Here is an 18,309-nt window from a genome sequence, read left to right as displayed (position 1 = left end):
TCAGGCGGCGACGCGGCGGGCCGTACGGCCCGATATCTGCATCCGGTCGATCGCACCGGTGGCGGGGTCGCGGTGGAAGCGTCCCCCGGGCTCACGGCGGCCGGTCCCCGGGTCGACCAGCTCGACGGACAGGTCGGGGTAACAGAGCAGGGGGATCGGCAGGTCGCCGTCGACGGACAGCGTCGGCGAGCCCTCGGGCTCCAGCGCGACGTGGTACCGCAGGCCGCCGTTGGCGTACGTGCCCGCGCACTCGGGCAGGGCCACCGGGTGGTCCGGCCCGGTCGGCGCGACCATCGCGGGCACCCGCACCCCGATGGTCCGCTCCAGGTCCTCGGCGAGGTCGCGCCACAGCGCCGTGGCGGCGCCGGCATTGCCCGTGAAGGCGACCACCAGGCCGCTGTCAGGATCGACCCGCAGGTGGCAGGAGGTGCCCTGGGCGTTGCCGTCGTGGCCGCACCAGAGTCGGCCGTCCTGCCGGTAGAGCGCCGCCCCGAGCCCCCAGCCGTCCGCGAGCGCGCCCGGGTGGGCGGCGGCCTCCGGGCGGCGCATGGCCGCCGCGACGGCGGGCGGCAGGGCCTCGCTCCGGTCGGCCAGGGCCAGGCCGAGCGCGTGCAGGTCCACGGCGCTCGCCTGCAGGGCTCCGGCCGGCGCCTCCAGCGGAGCCAGGTTCTGCCGGACCGGGCGGACCCGGCCGGTGGCGGTGTTGAGGGCGTGACCGGCGGCGACCGGGCGGGCGGGTGCGGCCTTGCCGAGGAACGCGGGCACGGTGCCCAGGGATTCGAGGAGCAGGGCGTCCACGGCCTCGTGCCACGACATGCCGGTCACCGTCTCCACCAGCCGGCCGGCGGCCACGTACCCGGCGTTGGAGTAGGAGAAGTCGCTCCCGGGCGGGAACAGCGCGTCCCCGGCGGCGCCCACGGCGGACAGGTAGCGGGCCGCGGTGGTCCTGGCGGCCGCGTCCGAGTCGACTCCGGTGGGCAGTCCGCTGGTGTGGCTCAGCAGTTGACGTATCGTCACCTCGCCCGACTCCCGTAGCTCGGAGAGGTGGTCGGCGACGCGGTCGTCCAGGTCGAGGTCGCCGTCCTCGGCGAGCAGCAGCACCAGGGCGGCCGTGTACGGCTTGGTGAGCGATCCCAGGGGCACCGCCGTGTCCGCGGTGAAGGGGGCGCCGGTGGCGGCGTCGGCCGTGCCGACGTGCACGGAGACGAGCTCGGAGCCGGTGTCCAGGACCAACTGGGCACCGGGGACGCGGTGGGCGCGCGCCAGGACGTCGAGCCGGTGGTGCAGTTCCCGCTGTAAGAGGGGGCGTGCGTGTCCGCGGACCGGAACGGTCGTGGTGCTGTACAGCATGGGGACGGGGCTCCTGATAGCTGGGGCTCATCTGCGGGTGGGAGTCGGCAGCGGGTGGGCGGTGGGCCGACCGGGGCGCGGGGCGCCCGTGCTACGGCCTGACGACCTCCACCGGCAGTCGGCGTACGCCGATGATGACGGCCGGATTCTGGTACGTGACGTCCTCGTAGGAGGGGACCGCCAGGGCACAGAATCGTTTGTGCACAGTGCGTAGCGCGATCCGCGCCTCCAGCCGGGCCAGCGGCGCGCCGAAGCAGAAGTGGATGCCGTGGCCGAAGGTCAGGTGGGGATTGGGGTGGCGGGTCACGTCGAAGACACCGGGCGCCTCGAAGCGCGCAGGATCACGGTTGGCAGCACCGAGATGGGTCATCAGCAGCGTGTCCGCCGCCAGTTCCTGACCACCGAGGACCACCGGCCGGGTGACCCGGCGCCCCAGCTCGGGAAAGGGGGGCAGCCAGCGCAGCACCTCCTCGATGGCCTGCGGAAGCAGGCCGGGGTCGGCGCGCAGTGCGGCGTCCGTGCCGGGCTGCCGGTCGAAGGTCACCACGGCATTGCCCAGCAGTGCGGTCGTGGTGACGTGTCCGGCGATCAGCAGCAGGGCGACGAAGCCGACCATCTGCTGGTCCTCCAGCCGGACGCCGTCCACCTCGGCGGCGATCAGCCTGCTGGTGAGGTCGTCCCCGGGATCCGCACGGCGGTTGCGGATGTGCTGCAGCACGTACCCGTTCATCTCACGGACGGTGGGGGCGATGGCCGCCAGCGCCCGTTCCAGGTCGGCCATGTCGAGCTCGTCACCGAGCTGTTCGCTGAGCTCGTCGCCGAACAGGATGCCGGCCCACTCCTGGAAGAGCCGGTGCTCCTCGGGCGGGACGCCGAGCAGCTCGGCGATGACGATGATGGGGAGCGGATAGGCCAGCGCGTCGACCAGGTCGAACCGGTCCTGGTCCGCCACCGCGTCCAGCAGCTGCGCGCACACGGCCTCGATGCGCGGTGCCAGTCCCTGCACGACCCGCGGGGTGAACGCCTGGCTCACCAGTGCGCGGAGTCTTCGGTGTTCCGGTGGGTCCATGCCGACGAAGTTGCCCTGCCGGAAGACCTCGAAGTCCTCCTGGGTCGGCGCCAGGGAGGACAACTCGGAGGAGTACGTGGCCGGATCGGCGAGCACCGCGGCGACGCTCTCGTAGTCCAGGACCTGCCACAGGCCCCGACTCTCCTCGTACCGTACCGGGTCGCCCTGACGAAGTCTCAGCCAACGATCGGATAAGTCTTCTAATGGTAGTAATCGGCGCCCTAGTTGATTGCTGGTCACCCTTATCTCCTTCGGTCGCGGCCTGGCGCTCCCCCACAGAGCCGTGCCGGGCATGGCTGCGCACGCGGTGTCGGACGGCACGGGCGTGCCCCCTGCACCGCCGTCCTGCGAATCGCGGACGACCGAACATCTTCGGTCTGTTGTCGACTTACTGCTTCGGAGCGCTGCTGTCGGAGCCCCGGCGTCAGGGTGAGGCGCTACACCTCAGCACGCCGTGGACCAACTGACATAGCCATCCCCTCAGCAACCCCTCCCGCGCAACCGCTGCGCGAGACCCTCCACCGCGGGCGATACGAACGGCATGGCCCCCCAAGCCTCGAACGCTCCCCCGGCAAGCTCATCACAGTCTTCACGGTGAGTCACTCGATGGCAACCCCCTGAGGTTGAACGACGAACGACTCCCAGGTGGTTCTCGCCCGGGAGCCGGATCCGAACCGGTTTCACCACCGCCTTCCCCCGAACGAAATTGCGAATCTGGATCCCGGGAGTTGCCCATTCATCCCGCGTTTCTGTCGCGGAAATGCACGGTTCAGCCCCCGACGGCGGGGAGTCGGGGCGATAGCCGCGGCGGCCGCGGTACGCCCCGTGCCCCGACTGCCGCGGGTACCATAACCACCGCATCCGCCCAGGCCAGGAGGGATTCCCGGCCTCGTAGTATCCACACGACGCATGGCGCCCTGACCACGGCCGGAGATCGTCGGGCACAGTTGGCACGATGTTCCGCATGCTGTTGCGACTGCCCCGCCCCGCCCTGTCCAAGCGTGTCCGAATCGCACTCTGGTTCGACGCGGGGCGCCGGTCCTCGGAAGTCCCGGTCCGTGCCTGCCCAATGGACGCAGCCACCGGAGTCGACGGAGCGCGCGGCGCGGATGATCGTCGACAAACGGCACGCGGCCCGGGCCGCCGACGAACCGTCCGGGAGGCCGCGGGCCTGGACGCCGTGCACGGTGTCCGCTCGAAGCGCACCAGGGTGATCCGCCGCCGGAGCATCAGGCCCTGACGACTCCGGCGGCGGCCAGGCCGAGCAGTGACAGTCACGGCAGGGCGAGGAGCAGGCCGACCGACTACCGACGCGGATGGCGGCTCAGGGCCGTTCCGCCGAGCCGGCGCCGGAGACGCTCCGGGATGCGGGGCGCGGCCCGGGCGTACTGCGCTGCTGCGCCCACGAGTTGCCGGGCCCTTGCGCCGCCGGAGGCAGTTCCGACCAGGCCCTACTGGGTGCGGTGCCGGGCGCGCAGCCCGTCGATCAGGACGTCCAGGCCGTAGTGGAAGCGCACGTCGGCGTCGGTGGCCGCCCAGTGCTCGATGGCGACGCGGATGGCGGGGTACTGCTCGGCCACCTCCGGCGCCTGATCCGGGGGCTCGGCCCGGGAGGACAGCAGCTCGTTGCGGCTCTGCTCCTCGATGGTGTGGCCCAGCACGTAGTCCTGCAGGGTGAAGAAGGCCAGCCCTGCCTCCTCGGCCGGGATGCCGGCGGCCAGCGCCGCCCGCACGGCCGTGTCGCCGAACCGCAGCGTGTTCGGCCGGCGCACGTAGGTGCCGGAGACGACCCGGGCGCCGTCGCGGCGGGCGAGCAGGGCCGAGCGCAGGCGCCGGCCGAGTTCGGCGAGCTGGGCCAGTCCCGGCCGGACCGGGTCGATGTCGGCGACCCCCTCCATGAGCTGCTCGGCCATCGCGTCCAGCAGCGCCTGCTTGTCCCGGTAGTGCCAGTAGAGCGCGCTGACCTGGACGTCGAGCCTGGTCGCCAGGCGCCGCATGGACAGGCCGTCCAGGCCCTCGGCGTCGAGCAGGTCCAGCGCGGCGCTGAGCACGTCCGCACGGTGCAACCGCATGGGGGATCTCCTTGTGGGCCCTGACGGGCCTTGACGCGACAACAAAGGCCATCCTAACCTGAACACCGTTCTACTAGAACAGTGTTCAGGCCTGGAGACCGCCTTGTCCTCATTCTCCCCACCACCACCCCGGCTGCTCCGCGCCGGGCTCCCACTCGGCGCCGTCCTGGCCATTGCCTGCACGGCGGCCTTCATGGTCGTCATGGACAGCGCCATCGTGAACGTGGCGCTCCCCTCGATCCGCGCCGCCCTCCACCTCTCCGCCGCAGCGGAGCAGTGGGTGGTCGACGCCTACCTGCTCGCGCTCGGTGGCTGCATCCTGCTCGCCGCCCGGGCCGGGGACCTCTTCGGGCGCCGGGCGACCCTGCTGTGCGGGCTGGTGCTGTTCACCGCCGCCAGCGCTGTCGGCGGGCTGGCCGACAGCGGGCCGGTACTGCTGGGCGCCCGCGTCGTCCAGGGGGTGGGCGCCTCCGGGCTGGCCACCTCGACGCTCAGCGTGATCATGGCGGCGACCCAGGACGACGGCGCGGCCCGACGGCGCGCGCTGTCCGTCTGGGCCGCTGCCAGCTCGTCGGCGGCGGCGCTGGGCATCCTGATCGGCGGCGTGCTGACGCAGCAGGCCGGCTGGCGCTGGGTGATGTTCGTCAATGTCCCGGTCGGGCTCGCACTCATCGGCGCCGTCGGCTACTGCCTGCTGCCTTCCCAGGCCCGCCCGGACCGGCAGGCCCTGGACGTCCCCGGCGCACTGACCGCCGTGCTCGGCATCGGCGCCCTGCTGTACGCCGTCTCGCAGGCCGGGCAGGTCGGCTGGGCAGCGCCCAGGACCCTGCAGGAGCTGGCCGCGGCAGCTGCCCTGCTGGCCGCCTTCCTGCTCATCGAGGCGCGCAGCCGCAGCCCGCTGGTCCGGCTCGACCTGTTCCGAACAGCCAATATCCGCACCGGAAACCTGCTGGTGCTGATGCTCGGCGCCGCGCTCACCGCCTCGCTCTACCTCGCCTCCCAGGTGCTGCAGCAGGTCCTCGGCTACGACGCCCGCCAGACCGGCCTGGCCATGCTGCCGATGGGCGTCTGCCTGGCCGGGGCCGCACTCGGCTCGCGGCGGCTGCTGGCGACCGGGACGCGACGGCTGCCCTGCTACGGAGGGCTGGTCGGAGGGGCAGGGCTGCTGTGGCTCAGCCGCGTCCCGCTCGGCGCCCACTACCTGCCCGACCTGCTCGGACCGCTGCTGCTCACCGGGACCGGGCTCGGCCTCATGCTGATGTCCGCCACCAGCGCCGCCACCGCCGGAGTGCCCGCGCGGGACACCGGCCTCGCCTCCGGCCTGCTCAACATGAACCGGCAACTCGGCGGCGCGCTGGGCATCGCGGTGCTGTCCACCCTCAACGAGTCGGTGACCCGCGGCAGTCTGGCCGGTCATCCGCTGCGGGTCGCCCAACTCAACGGCTACCACGCCGCGCTGGCCGCGGCGGCCGGCTTCAGCGCACTGGCCGGCCTCGTCTCACTGCTGCTTCGCCCCACTGACACCCCCAGGAGTTCCGCATGACCGCACAGCACTATCCGGTCCTCGTCGTGGGCGGCGGCGTCGTCGGCCTCACCGCCTCGCTGGCCCTGTCGCGGCTGGGCGTGAACTCGCTCCTGGTCGAGGCCCACTCCGGCACCCACGAGCACCCCCGCGCCCGCAGCGTCAATGCCCGTGCGATGGAGGTCTTCCGCGAGCTCGGCGCCGCCGACGCGGTGCGCGACGCGGGCGCGCACCTGGCAGCCGCGGTGGGCGTGCTCTCCGGTGGCACGCTCGCCGAGGCGCTGGGCCCCGTCGCGCGACGCACCGGGCCTCCGGAGGAGGAGAGCATCTTCGCCCCGGAGACCGTCGCCCGGTGGAGCCCGACCCACGGACTGCGGGCCACCCTGGACATGGTGGAGCCGGTGCTCCTGGAGGCCGCCCGCAAGGGGCCCGGCGAGCTCCGCTTCGGCACCCGCCGCCTGGCGCTGCACCAGGACGCCCACGGGGTGCGGGCGGAGCTGGAGGAGACCATCGACGGGACCCGACAGCAGGTCACGGCCGACTACGCGATCGCCGCCGACGGCGCCGGCGGCGGCCTCCGCCACGAACTCCGAGTGCCCTCGACCTACGGCGGCAGCCACGGCCACCAGCTCAACGTCCTGTTCCACGCGGACCTGGGGGCGTTCGTCCGGCAGCGCGAGTTCAGCCTCGCGATGATCGACCGCCCGGGCCTGCGCGGGATGCTGACCTCGATCGACAACCGCTCCCGCTGGGCCTTCCACATCCGCTACGACCCCGCCGCCGAGAGCCCGGCGCACTACCCGCACACCAGGTGCGCGGAGATCGTCCGTACGGCCCTCGGCCTGGACGTGCCGGACCTGCGGGTCCTCAGCGTGCTCCCCTGGGAGGCCCGCGAACGCACCCTGGACCGGCTGCGTTGCGGACGGGTGTTCTTCGTCGGCGACAGCGCACACCAGATGCCGCCCGCCGGAGCGCGCGGCGCGAGCACCGGTGTCGCGGACGCGCACAATCTCGCCTGGAAGCTGGCCGCCACCCTGCGCGGACGCGGCAGTGAGCGGCTCCTGGACAGCTACCACGACGAGCGCCACCCGGCCGCCGTCCGTGCCGTCGCCGACTCCGGCGAGAACGCCCGCGCCCTGAACCGGGGCGGGGGCGCCGCCATGGCCGGGCGCTGGAGCACCCCCCGGGCCCACGGACTGGGCGACCGCTACCGCTCGACCGCCGTGCTCGGCGGATCGCTCGGCGGGTCCGAGGACGACACCGCGGCCGCCGCAGCCCAGGACCTCGACGGCACCCCGGGAACGCGGGTCCCCCATCTCTGGCTCGACCCCGAACACCGGCACTCGACGGTCGACCTGGCCGCCGGGGAGTGGATCCTCCTCGCCGACGAAGGCTGGCGCGAGGCCGCCGAGGCGCACGGCCTGCGCCGCACCGACCCCGGCCCGGCCCTCGCCGAACGCGCGGGCCTCGACGGCGCCGGCGGCGGCACGGGGGCGATCCTGCTGCGCCCGGACTCCTTCATCGCCTGGCGCGCGCCCGTCCTCCCGGCCGATCCCACCACGGCTCTGGGCCGGGCCCTCGCCGAGCTGCCCGGCGCGCCGGGAACGACGGTACGGCCCACCTGCCGGGTGCACCGCTAGCGGAAGCGGAGACGCGGCGCCCGGGCCCGGGCCTGAGCCCGGGCCCCGTCCGCGCTACCGGAGCGCGTCCACGGCGGCCAGGATCTCGGCCGTCTCGGAGCGTGTGGTGTAGTCGGGGTGCACGTCGATCCAGCGGATGGTGCCGTCCGCGTCGACGAGGACCGTGGTGGGCAGCGGCAGCTCGTAGCCGCCGTCCGCATTGACGTCCGCGAGGTCGAGGCCGAGCTTCGCCTGGGCCTCGCGCACACCCTCGCCGACGGTGAAGACGATGCCGAGCTGCCTGGCGATCTGGTTCCCCGGGTCGGAAACCACCGTGTAGGTCAGCGCGAGCTTCTCGGTCAGCGAGAGCGCGCCGTCGGCCTTCTGCGGGCTGACCGCAACCAGCGCCACACCGCGCAGGCCGAGCTCCCCCACCAGCGCCTTCTCGTACGCGCGCAGAGCGACGTTGCAGTACGGGCACCAGGCCCCACGGTAGAAGACGACCACGGCGGGCCGGCCGTCGCGTGCCGCGGCGAGCGTGGTCGGTGCGCCGTGCACGTCGAAGAGCTCGCCGTCCGGCATCGGCGCCCCCGGAGCAGCGGCGCCGCTCGGCACGCCTTCTTCGACGAGCCGGGCCAGCTCGGCCCCGAAGCCGGCCATGACCTCGGCCGGAAGCTGCTCGGCGGCCTGACGGCTCACCTCGGTCGTCTGGTCGGCGATCGTCGTGTCGTTGTTCGTCATGGGGAGCTCCCAGCGGCAGATTGGATTCTGCTATCCACTCTCCGCCCGGAAGAATGGATAGTCAAATCCAGAATGCGCTAGGATTCGGACATGTCTCCCGGTCCGGTCCACCAGCCCGCCCCGCCCACCACCAAGGGGCAGGCGACGCGTGAGCGGATCGTGCGCGCGGCGGCGCAGCTGATGTTCGAGAACGGCGTGGCGGGCAGCAGCACCCCGGCGATCCGGGACGCGGCCGGGGTCAGTTCCTCGCAGATCTACCACTACTTCGCCGACAAGGAAGAGCTCACCAGGGCGGTCATCGAGTACCAGACGCAGCGGATCGTCGGGGGCCAGGAGCAGTTGCTGGCCCGGCTCGACAGCTTCGAGGCGCTGCGCGCCTGGCGTGACACGGTGGTCGGGATCCAGCGCTCGCTGAACTGGGTCGGCGGCTGCCCGCTCGGTTCGCTCGCCAGCGAACTGGCGGAACACGACGTGGATGCGCGCACGGCCCTGGCCGCGAGCTTCTCCCGCTGGTCCGACGCCATCCGCGAAGGGCTCCAGTGCATGATCGAGCGCGGCGCGCTGCGCCCGGACACGGATCCGGCGAGGCTCTCCCTGGCGATGCTCGCCGCGCTCCAGGGGGGACTGCTGCTCGGTCAGGCCCAGCGCAGCTCGGACGCGCTGGAGGCCGGCCTCGACGCGATGATCGAACGCATCGAGCAACAGGCCTGACCGTCTGCCCCGCCGCCCGCAAGGCTCGCCGACGCCCCGAAGGGCGCACGGCCACCGGCTCCGGCGGAGCTCCGGCCGAGAGCCGGGTGGGTGAACAACTGCACTACTGCGACCGCAAGTCGGCGGACTCCTGAGCCGCCGGGGCGAGTTCCCCCAGGAGTCCTGCCGCACATCCTGCCGGGATCAGGCGAGGCCGGCCTGCTCGACCGCCTCGACCGCGGTGCGCAGCGCCAGCGTCCGCTCCTCCAGGGTGAAACCGGTGGGCGTCAGGTTGACGGTGGTGACCCCGGCGTCGGCGTAGGCGCGCAGCCGGTCGGCGATCCGGTCGCGGGTGCCGATCAGCGCCGTCGAGTCGATCAGCTGCTGCGGGACGGCGGCGGCGGCGCCGACCTTGTCCCGTGCCATGTACTTCTCCTGGATCTCGTCGGCGGCCTGCTCGAAGCCCATCCGCCGGGTGATCCGGTTGTAGAAGTTCTGCTCCTTGCTGCCCATCCCGCCGACATAGAGCGCGGTGAAGTCGCGCAGGGTGTCGGCGGCGGCGGCCAGGTCGGCCTCGCCGTCGGTCGCGGTGACCGCGATCGGGACGTTGGGGGCGACGTCGAAGCCGTCCAGGGTGAGGCCGGACTTGGCGCGGCCGGCCCGGAGCGGGTCCAGCGAGAGGCCGGCCTGGTCGGGGGCGAAGAAGATGCCCAGCCAGCCGTCCGCGATCTCGCCGGTCAGCTCCAGGTTCTTCGGGCCGATCGCGGCGATGTAGAGCGGGATCCGCTCGCGCACCGGGTGGACGGTGAGCTTGAGCGCCTTGCCGGGGCCGCCGGGCAGCGGCAGCGTCCAGTGGTCGCCCTGGTGGCTGACCCGCTCCCGGGACAGGGCCTTGCGGATGATCTCGATGTACTCGCGCTGGCGGGCCAGCGGCTTGTCGAACTTGACGCCGTACCAGCCCTCGGAGACCTGCGGTCCGGAGACGCCCAGGCCGAGCCGGAAGCGTCCGCCGGAGAGCGCGTCCAGGGTGGCCGCGGTCATCGCGGTCATCGTGGGGGTGCGGGCCGGGATCTGGAAGATCGCCGAGCCGACGTCGATCCGCTCGGTCTTGGCCGCGACGTACGAGAGGACGGTGGCGGCGTCGGAGCCGTAGGCCTCGGCGGCCCAGCAGACCGAGTAGCCGAGGCGGTCCGCCTCCTGGGCGACGGTGATGTTGTCGGCGTCGAGCCCGATGCCCCAGTAGCCGAGATTGATGCCCAGTCGCACGGTGCAGCCTCCGTTGGTCAGTCCCGCCGGTTCGACCGGCGGCGCTGCCGCTGAGCCTAGCCGGGCCGCCGCCGGAAAAGCTACTGACGGGTACGACACGGTGCGGCGTGTTCCGACCCTCCGTCACCGCCCCCTCCACCCCTACGATGCGGTTAGCCCGGGGCACGCCCCGGGCCCAGGCACAGCGCGGGCCCGCAGCCCGTCCGGAACTGCAAAGGGTTGCTCCTGTGGAACTTCGACACCTTGGCCGGACCGGGCTCCGCGTCTCCCGGATCGGCCTCGGCACCATGACCTGGGGCCGGGACATCGACGAGCACGACGCCGCCGAGCAGCTCAAGACCTTCGTCGACGCCGGCGGCACCCTGGTCGACACCGCCGACGTCTACGCCGACGGCGGGGCCGAGTACGTGCTCTCCCGGCTGCTGGAGGACCTGGTCCCGCGCTCCGAGCTGGTCATCGCGACCAAGGCCGGCAGCGTGCCCGACCGGGACCGGCGCTTCGACGGCTCGCGCGGCCACCTGCTGGCCGCCCTGGACGCCTCGCTGCGCCGGCTCGGCACCGACCACGTCGACCTCTGGCAGGTCCACGCCTTCGACCCGGACACCCCCACCGAGGAGACCCTGCACGCCCTGGACCTGGCCGTGAGCAGCGGCCGGGCCCGCTATGTCGGGGTCTCCAACTTCTGCGGCTGGCAGCTGGCCAAGGCCGCGACCTGGCAGCGCGCGGTACCCGGCCGCACGCCCCTGGCCGGGACACAGATGGAGTACTCGCTGCTGCAGCGCGGCATAGAGCGGGAGGTGCTGCCGGCCGCCCTGGACAGCGGGATGGGGCTGCTCGCCGCCTCCCCGCTCGGGCGCGGCGTGCTCACCGGCAAGTACCGGCACGGCACCCCGCCGGACTCGCGCGGGGCCTCGCCCTACTTCTCCGCCTTCGTCCAGCCCTACCTGGACGAGCGGGGGCGCAAGATCGTCGATGCGGTCGGCACCGCCGCCGACGGGCTCGGGGTCACCCCGCTCCAGGTCGCCCTCGCCTGGGTCCGCGACCGGCCCGGAGTGGTCGCCCCGATCGTCGGCGCCCGCACCGCCGCCCAGCTCGCGGCGGCGCTGTCAGTGGAGTCCCTTACGCTGCCGGAGGAGATCCACCGGGCACTCGACGACATCTCCGCGCCCGTGCACTACTACCCCGACCAGGACTGGAGCGTGCTGTGACCCCGGAGAGCGCAGAACCCGCAGCCACCGCGCCCGTGGCGACCGCCGAGGCTGCCACCGCCGAGACCGCTGCCGCCGACCTCACTGCCGCCGCCGCTGCCGTGCCCGACCCCAGCGCCCCCGGCACCCCCAGCGGCCCAGACGCCGCCGCGCTCGCCGAGGCGATGCGCGCGGTGGGTCCGGGCGAGTCCGCGCCCCCGGCCGGCGACCGGACCGAGGCGCTGCGCGCCACCGCCGAGGTGCTCGCGGCCGGCGGCGCCCCGGCCCAGCTGGTCGACGCCGTGGTCGCGACCCTGGGCGAGGGCGCGCCGAAGCTGCTCCGGGAGGACCCCTGGGCGATCCTGGCGGTCGCCGGGGTCCGGCCCGAGCACGCCGACGGCTTCGCCCGGGGCCTGCTCGGGGCCGAGTGCACCCCCGGCGACGAGCGCCGCGCCCAGGCGCTGGCGGTCTGGCTGCTGGAGCAGGCCGCGCTGCGCGGCCACACCGCCGTGGAGCTGCCCGAGTTGCAGGCCGGACTGGAGAAGCAGGGCGTGCCGGACGCCGCTGCGGCCCTGGCCGCGATCCTCGGCGAGGGCCAGGTGATGGCCTTCCAGGAGGAGGAGCCGCCGGGACCGGGCAGCCACCGGTCGGACGCCGAAGAGGACGAGGAGCCCCCGGTCCGGGTGCTGCTGGCGCTGGACCGGCTCGCGCTGGCCGAGGAGAGCCTGGCCGACGGCCTGGTCCGGCTGCTGTCCACCTTCGAGGGCGATCCCCGCCCCGTTGCGACCGACCCTGAGGCTGAGGCTGAGGCTGAAGCTGAGGCGGAGGTCGAGGCCGGGACCGACGAGGCCGGGACCGACGCTGAGGCTGAGCTCGACACCGGGCTCGGGACCGACGCCGACGCCGACGCCCCGGCCGAGCTGGACTGGGCCGGGGCGGCGGAGGCGGCGCCCTCGTCCTCCGCCACCGCGCTGATCCGCGCCGTCGCCGACTCCGGACTGGTGCTGCACACCGGCGGCGTCGCCGCGCGCGCCGAACCGGTCGCGCTGGTCCGCGCGGCGCGCGCGCTCGGTCTGCGCGCCTGGATCACCGCCTCGACCGAGGACGGCCGCCGCCGGCTCGCCGACGAACACGCGGCGACCCTCGCCGGGCTGCTGGCCGGCGCCGAGGGCCCCGGCCGGTCCGCCGACGGCACCCTGGCCCTCGACCTGCTGGTGGTCTGCGACGCCCCCGCGCTGGACGCGGAGACCGCCGCCACCCTGGTCGAGTCGATCGCCGACGGCGCCCGGCTGGTGCTCAGCGGCGACCCGGCGGAGCTGTGGTCGGCCGGTCCGGGACGGGTCTTCGCCGACCTGCTGGCCGCCAAGAGCTGCCCGGCGGTGGCGTCCAGGACGCCCGACTTCGGCCCGATCGGCGAGCTGGTCTCCGGCGTGGGCATCGGCGAGCTGCTGCCGGTGGAGGCCCCGGACAAGGAGGTCGTGATCGTCACGGCCCGGGACACCGCCGAGACCGCGCACCGGGCGCTGCAGCTGGTCTTCGACTCGATCCCGCGCGCCCTGGGGATCCCCGCCGAGCAGGTCCGGGTGCTGACCCCCGGGCACGGCGGCCAGGCCGGGACGCGGGCGCTGAACGCCGCGCTCAAGCAGCGGCTCAACCCCGGTCCCGGCGCCTTCGGCGGCTACGACCAGGACGACCTGGTGGTGCACTCCCCCGCTCCCGGCGTTGCCCGGCCGGCCACGGTCCGCGCGGGCGGCCCCGAGGGCCTGGTACTGGACTGCGAGGGCCAGGAGCTGCGGGTACCGCGCGAGCAGGTGGCCGGGTCGCTCCGGCACGGCTGGGCGTTGACGGCTCACCAGGCCGCCGGGCGGCGCTGGCCGGCCGTGGTGGTGCTGCTCCCGCCGGAGGCGGCGCCGGAGCTGACCCGGCAGTGGGTCTATGCGGCGTTCAACCGGGCGGAGCGGCACCTGTCCGTGGTCCACGCGGTCGGCCCGGCACTGCCGGAGACGGTGGCCGCCGTCCCGGCCAGGCCGAGGACGACCCGGCTGCGCGGCATCCTGGCCGAGCAGCGGGCCGACCTCGACGGCTGAGCCGCGATTCCCGGGAGCTGCGAAACCCGGAGCTCCGGGCCTCAGAGCTCCGGGTCCAGCGCCTCCAACTCGTCGTCGTAGAACTCGCTGATGTCGAAGCGGCAGATCAGCAGCTCCGGGTCGGCGTCCTCGAAGGGCTCGGCGAGCCACTCGCCGGGCTCGGCCAGATTGGCGGCGCTGACCCAGAGCGTGGAGTCGCCCTCCTCCAGGCCGAACTCCTCGGCCCGGCCCGCGATCTCGTCCGGTTCGAACTCGGCGAAGAGCGCGGCGAGGGCGGAGCTGACCCCGGCCGCCGCCTCGGGCCCGCTGTCCACGCTCAGCGCGGACGCCCGGAGCCGCAGCGGGTCGGTGATCTGGTAGTCGCGGCGGATCAGCACGCTGATCGCCTCGGGCTCGTCGGGGTCGGGGAATCCGGAGACGTCACTGCGGTTCGGCACCTCGAACGGGGTGACCTCGTCGTACACGTCGTAGAGCGCCGAGTCGTAGGCGTCGGCGGCCAGCGCGAGAGCCTCGTAGGCGTCGAGCACCCCTGGGTCGTTCTCGCCCGTACGGGCCTCCACGGCCGCCAGATGGCGGTCGATTGCGGCCTTGACTGCCTCCGCTGCGCTGCGTACCTCGGCGATGGTGGGCTGCTCGACATCAGACATGAGGCAGACGCTATCCGCACTTGGGCCCGCAGTGCACAGAAGTTAACGCCTCCGGGCCGATTCGGGTGGAACTGGGACCCGATCTCCGTTTCGCGCCAGGGCCTCCGGGGCTGCTTTCGCGGGGGTGTGCCGACGTCACCCGACCGAGGTCTGTCGCCCGGCGGGGGGATCGTGGCAACCTGTGCTGACCAGGTTCGGCATCGGGCTGAACCCCTGTCAGATCCGTCAGTCGTAGGCTTGCCTACGATCGTTCTGCAGGAGGCAACATCTTGGTCCCGTCCAAAATCGTCCAACAGCCCGAATACGAGTTCCGTTCGCTGCTGCTGCCGCGCGACGTCTCGCGGAACGAGGCGCGCCGACTCCTGACCGAAGAGGCCGAGTACGGGCACTGGGAGCTGGACCGGCTCCGGCTCTTCCCGGACGGCCGGCGCAAGGTCGTACTGCGCAGGAAGATCATCCGACAGGTGCGGGGCTGGAGCATGCTGAGCGACCACCTCTACGACTGAGCGGTCGGCCGATTGAACGGACAGCCGACCCGGCGGACATCAAAGGGCGGTGCGACGAACCGGTCGCACCGCCCCTGTCCCACTCCGGCGCTGCCGCTCCCGCCGGGTCAGCGGCGGGAGGTACGCGACCGCCGGTAGAGGACGCCGCCGCCGAGCACCAGCAGGGCTGCGGTCGGGGCCAGCACGTCGACGCCGTCCGCACCGGTGGAGGCCAGCACGGCCGTCTGCGGCGGGGCCGGGTGCTCCGTCACCGGCAGCACCGACGCGGGGGGCGCGGCCTTCGGCGGGGTGACCACCGGGGGCGGCGGGCTGTGGTGGGTCGGCGGCGTGACCGGAGGGGTCGACGGCGGGGCACACGAGCAGTGCGGCGGCGGAACCGGCGCGCCGGGCGTCCAGGGGCTGCCGTGGACGGCGCAGTGGTTCCCGAAGACCGGGTTGAGCCCGCCGATGACGGTCACCGAGTCGCCGCAGGCGTTGACCGGCACCGAGACCGGCGTCTGGACGTTGTTGCCCGAGCCCACGCCCGGCGAGCCCGAGGCCTGGCCGGCGGCCGCACTGCCGCCCGCTCCGGAGCCGCCGTGGTGCGGCCCGCCCGAGTTGCCCTGGCTGCCCGAACCGCTCTGACCGCCCGAGTTGCCCTGGCTGCCCGAACCGCTCTGGCTGCCCGAACCACCCTGGTAGCCGGAGCCGCCCTGGTGACCGGAGCCGCTGTGGTAGCCGGAGCCACCGCTCGCCCCACCGTGGTGCGAGCCGTTCTCGCAGGAGTTGCCCATGGCGGGGTTGAGCAGTCCGATCACGTTCACGGTGTCCCCGCAGGCGTTGATCGGCACCGAGACCGGGACCTGCACGGTGTTGCCCGAGGCCACGCCCGGGGAGTCACTGGCGGCACCGATCGCACCGGCGTCCGCATAGGCGTAGCCGGCGGTGGATGCGAGTACGCTCCCGGTCGCCATGACCGTGAGGAGACCACGCGTGGCAGATTGTCGCATGAATTGCCCTGCCCTCAGATTGTCTTCATTACTTGCGAAGCGTTTGACATGCCACTCTCCGTAACGAGTGGCCGCTCCCGGCGTGTCCTTCCCGGAGTCGGATTCATTCGTCCGGGTGAGGTTCGATTCCGATCCGGAAAGACTCCGCCCTGAAAAGGCGAGGTCCCGGAGGGCTCTGATCGCCCCCCGGGACCGTATGTCGTCAGAGACCCGGAATCATCCGGGAAATACCCGGGACATCCGACGGAAGCCGCTCACGGGGCTCCGCCGGACATTCCGTCAGAAGTTCTGGCAGTTGTTGCCGAAGGCCGGGTTGAGCAGCCCGATGACGCTGACGGTGTCGCCGCAGACGTTCACCGGGATGTGCACCGGCACCTGGACGTTGTTGCCGGACAGCACGCCCGGGGAGTCCCAGGCAGCGCCCTCGGCCTGAGCGCCGTGCGCCGAGGCGACACCCGCGCCGGCCAGAACCAGACCACCGGTGGCCGCGACAACGGCGACGATCTTCTTCACCTGCATGAAGTCCTCCTTTGTAGACGTTGCAGCCCGTTCGGCGGCCTGCATATGGGTGAACGAGACTGGGCCGGATGGGGCACGAGTGGCGCATGGCATTCACCCGTACCGGTGATATGTGCGTACGACTGAGCGACCATGCGCTCATCCCATGAAACGTTCGAGCCCACGAACGGAACGACCCGGAAAACGGGCCCGCCCGCCCCGGAGTACCAGAGCGGGCGGGCCCAGCAGGGAGAATGCGGCCGTGGCCTCAGCAGGCGTCGATGAAGCGGTCCAGTACCCGGACGCCGAACGTGAGCGAATCCACCGGGACGCGCTCGTCCACGCCGTGGAACATCCCGGCGAAATCGAGCTCCGGGGGCAGCCGCAGCGGGGCGAAGCCGAAGCAGCGGATGTCGAGCTCGCTGAACGACTTGGCGTCGGTGCCGCCGGAGAGGCAGTAGGGCACGGCGCGGGCGATCGGGTCCTCCGCGACCAGGGCCTGCTGCATCGCCTCGACCAGCCGTCCGTCGAAGTCGGTCTCCAGCGCCTTGTCGGCGTGCACCGTCTCCCGCCGCACCCGCGGGCCGAGGACGCCGTCGAGCTCGGCCAGGAACTCGTCCCGGAAGCCGGGCAGGTAGCGCCCGTCCACGTGGGCGGTGGCCTGGCCGGGGATCACGTTCACCTTGTAGCCGGCCCCGAGCATGGTCGGCTGCGCGGTGTTCCGCAGCGTCGCCCCGATCAGCTTGGCGATCCCGCCGAGCCGCTCCAGGGTGGTGTCCATGTCCTCCGGGTCGAGCTCGACGCCGAGGGCGTCGGAGAGCTCGTCCAGGAAGTGCCGGACGCTCTTGGTGATCCGGACCGGGAACCGGTGCCGCCCGAGCCGGGCGACCGCCTCGCACAGCTCGGTGATGGCGTTGTCCTTGTTGGTCATGGAGCCGTGCCCGGCCGTGCCGTCCACGGTCAGGCGCATCCACTCCATGCCCTTCTCGGCGGTCTCCACCAGGTAGAGCCGAAGGTTCTCGTTCACCGTGAAGGAGAAGCCGCCGACCTCGCCGATGGCCTCGGTCACCCCGTCGAACAGCTCGCGGTGCTTCTTGACCATGTGGTGCGCACCGAAGACCCCGCCCGCCTCCTCGTCCGCGAGGAAGGCCAGCACGATGTCGCGCGGGGGCTTCCGCCCGCTGCGCATCCGGTCGCGGACGACCGCGAGGGTCATCGCGTCCATGTCCTTCATGTCGACCGCGCCGCGACCCCAGACGCAGCCGTCGGCGACCTCGCCCGCGAACGGGTGGTGGGTCCAGTCGTCGGCGTTGGCCGGGACGACGTCGGTGTGCCCGTGGATCAGCAGGGCCGGCCGGGAGCGGTCCTCGCCAGCGATCCGGGCGATGGTGGTGGCCCGGCCCCGCTCCGACTCGAAGATCTCCGGTTCCAGGCCGAACTCGGCGAGCTTCTCGGCCACGTACTCGGCCGCCACCCGCTCACCGGGCCCCGAGCCGTCGCCGTAGTTGCTGGTGTCCATCCGGATCAGATCCCGGCAGAGGTCGACGACCTCGCTCTCGCCGAAGCTCGGGCTCGCCGCAGGTACCGCACTCGACTCAGTCACGCTGGTCAGCCTCTCTCCCTGGTCCGCCCCCAGGCATCCCCCCGGGCGCGCTCCCTCCATCCTCCCCCACGACTGCTCCACGGGCCGCGCCCGCCGGACGTATGCGCAGGTCCCGCCCCCGATAACAGGTTCGGAACCCTGGCTGATCTTTGCTATGGTTATCCATGTCAGCACGACGGGAACGCCGGGCGGACACACCCGATGCGCGGGTGGCGGAATGGCAGACGCGCTAGCTTGAGGTGCTAGTGCCCTTCGGGGCGTGGGGGTTCAAGTCCCCCCTCGCGCACAGCGGGGTCGCTCACGAGAGCGGCCTGCAAGTATTCACGAGTTGGGCCCCCGATCCTGATCGGGGGCCCAAGTCAGTTTCAAAAGGGATCCGCGGTCCGTTGAGCCGATCCGCCCCGGAGGGCGGAGGTCATTCGAGTTCCGGCCGGGATTCCGTCCACCGGTCGACCCGGACGAG

At 72.8% G+C, this 18,309-nt stretch carries 15 protein-coding genes and 1 tRNA gene; 7 read left to right on the top strand and 9 right to left on the bottom strand.

Going from position 1 to position 18,309, the window contains the following annotated elements; translation table 11 throughout:
• The 3 genes from BS75_RS36780 to BS75_RS36770 form a co-directional block, all read right to left on the bottom strand.
• On the bottom strand, window positions 1-1,350 hold the full coding sequence (locus BS75_RS36780; protein ID WP_034091314.1) for a serine hydrolase domain-containing protein: 1,350 nt from the start codon (window positions 1,348-1,350) through the stop codon (window positions 1-3).
• Window positions 1,351-1,441: 91 nt separating this feature from the next.
• Window positions 1,442-2,515 (bottom strand): cytochrome P450, encoded by a 1,074-nt coding sequence (locus BS75_RS36775; protein WP_231608004.1) that lies wholly within the window; start codon window positions 2,513-2,515, stop codon window positions 1,442-1,444.
• 1,355 nt (window positions 2,516-3,870) lie between these two features.
• Window positions 3,871-4,491 carry a TetR/AcrR family transcriptional regulator C-terminal domain-containing protein gene (locus BS75_RS36770; protein WP_034091312.1) on the bottom strand — a complete coding sequence of 207 codons (621 nt, stop codon included), beginning with the start codon at window positions 4,489-4,491 and terminating at the stop codon, window positions 3,871-3,873.
• A gap of 103 nt (window positions 4,492-4,594) precedes the next feature.
• Between BS75_RS36770 and BS75_RS36765 the strand changes: the two genes are divergently transcribed.
• Both BS75_RS36765 and BS75_RS36760 read left to right on the top strand, forming a co-directional pair.
• On the top strand, window positions 4,595-6,034 hold the full coding sequence (locus tag BS75_RS36765; protein ID WP_042437414.1) for an MFS transporter: 1,440 nt from the start codon (window positions 4,595-4,597) through the stop codon (window positions 6,032-6,034).
• The gene (locus BS75_RS36760) at window positions 6,031-7,653 is read left to right on the top strand and encodes an FAD-dependent monooxygenase (protein WP_052070164.1); all 1,623 of its coding nucleotides are present in this window, start codon (window positions 6,031-6,033) and stop codon (window positions 7,651-7,653) included. Before BS75_RS36765 ends, BS75_RS36760 begins: the two co-directional genes overlap by 4 nt.
• 54 nt (window positions 7,654-7,707) lie before the next feature.
• Here the strand turns inward: BS75_RS36760 and BS75_RS36755 are convergent, their stop codons facing one another.
• Window positions 7,708-8,373 carry a peroxiredoxin-like family protein gene (locus BS75_RS36755; protein ID WP_034091310.1) on the bottom strand — a complete coding sequence of 222 codons (666 nt, stop codon included), beginning with the start codon at window positions 8,371-8,373 and terminating at the stop codon, window positions 7,708-7,710.
• Window positions 8,374-8,463: 90 nt separating this feature from the next.
• Here BS75_RS36755 and BS75_RS36750 point away from each other — a divergent pair, with 90 nt between their 5' ends.
• On the top strand, window positions 8,464-9,084 hold the full coding sequence (locus BS75_RS36750) for a TetR/AcrR family transcriptional regulator (protein ID WP_034091309.1): 621 nt from the start codon (window positions 8,464-8,466) through the stop codon (window positions 9,082-9,084).
• Between the two features lie 183 nt (window positions 9,085-9,267).
• Here BS75_RS36750 and BS75_RS36745 read toward each other — a convergent pair whose 3' ends face one another.
• Window positions 9,268-10,329 carry an LLM class F420-dependent oxidoreductase gene (locus tag BS75_RS36745; protein WP_034091308.1) on the bottom strand — a complete coding sequence of 354 codons (1,062 nt, stop codon included), beginning with the start codon at window positions 10,327-10,329 and terminating at the stop codon, window positions 9,268-9,270.
• 227 nt (window positions 10,330-10,556) lie between these two features.
• Between BS75_RS36745 and BS75_RS36740 the strand changes: the two genes are divergently transcribed.
• The gene (locus tag BS75_RS36740; protein ID WP_034091307.1) at window positions 10,557-11,537 is read left to right on the top strand and encodes an aldo/keto reductase; all 981 of its coding nucleotides are present in this window, start codon (window positions 10,557-10,559) and stop codon (window positions 11,535-11,537) included.
• The gene (locus BS75_RS36735) at window positions 11,534-13,603 is read left to right on the top strand and encodes a helix-hairpin-helix domain-containing protein (RefSeq protein ID WP_052070162.1); all 2,070 of its coding nucleotides are present in this window, start codon (window positions 11,534-11,536) and stop codon (window positions 13,601-13,603) included. The genes BS75_RS36740 and BS75_RS36735 overlap by 4 nt, the downstream gene beginning before the upstream one ends.
• Window positions 13,604-13,644: 41 nt before the next feature.
• Here BS75_RS36735 and BS75_RS36730 read toward each other — a convergent pair whose 3' ends face one another.
• Window positions 13,645-14,250, bottom strand: a complete 606-nt coding sequence (locus BS75_RS36730; protein ID WP_034091306.1) for a hypothetical protein — start codon at window positions 14,248-14,250, stop codon at window positions 13,645-13,647.
• A gap of 269 nt (window positions 14,251-14,519) precedes the next feature.
• Between BS75_RS36730 and BS75_RS36725 the strand changes: the two genes are divergently transcribed.
• The gene (locus BS75_RS36725) at window positions 14,520-14,756 is read left to right on the top strand and encodes a DUF5703 family protein (RefSeq protein WP_408022574.1); all 237 of its coding nucleotides are present in this window, start codon (window positions 14,520-14,522) and stop codon (window positions 14,754-14,756) included.
• Window positions 14,757-14,863: 107 nt separating this feature from the next.
• On the opposite strand, the gene BS75_RS36720 is transcribed toward BS75_RS36725, so the two are convergent.
• The 3 genes from BS75_RS36720 to BS75_RS36710 all read right to left on the bottom strand — a co-directional run bounded on the left by BS75_RS36720 (window position 14,864) and on the right by BS75_RS36710 (window position 17,846).
• Window positions 14,864-15,709, bottom strand: coding sequence for a chaplin (locus BS75_RS36720; RefSeq protein WP_052070160.1), 846 nt, complete (start codon window positions 15,707-15,709; stop codon window positions 14,864-14,866).
• A 315-nt stretch (window positions 15,710-16,024) separates the two neighbouring features.
• Window positions 16,025-16,264, bottom strand: a complete 240-nt coding sequence (locus BS75_RS36715; protein ID WP_034091304.1) for a chaplin — start codon at window positions 16,262-16,264, stop codon at window positions 16,025-16,027.
• Window positions 16,265-16,511: 247 nt separating this feature from the next.
• On the bottom strand, window positions 16,512-17,846 hold the full coding sequence (locus BS75_RS36710; RefSeq protein WP_034091303.1) for a M20/M25/M40 family metallo-hydrolase: 1,335 nt from the start codon (window positions 17,844-17,846) through the stop codon (window positions 16,512-16,514).
• A 203-nt stretch (window positions 17,847-18,049) separates the two neighbouring features.
• Between BS75_RS36710 and BS75_RS36705 the strand changes: the two genes are divergently transcribed.
• Window positions 18,050-18,132: transfer RNA gene (locus BS75_RS36705), tRNA-Leu, on the top strand.
• Window positions 18,133-18,309: the final 177 nt, after the last annotated feature.

Source organism: Streptacidiphilus albus JL83, from assembly GCF_000744705.1.
GTDB classification, from domain to species: Bacteria; Actinomycetota; Actinomycetes; order Streptomycetales; family Streptomycetaceae; genus Streptacidiphilus; species Streptacidiphilus albus.
The sequence above is the reverse complement of the archived record's forward strand: the minus strand, read 5'-3'. Positions and strand labels throughout refer to the sequence as shown.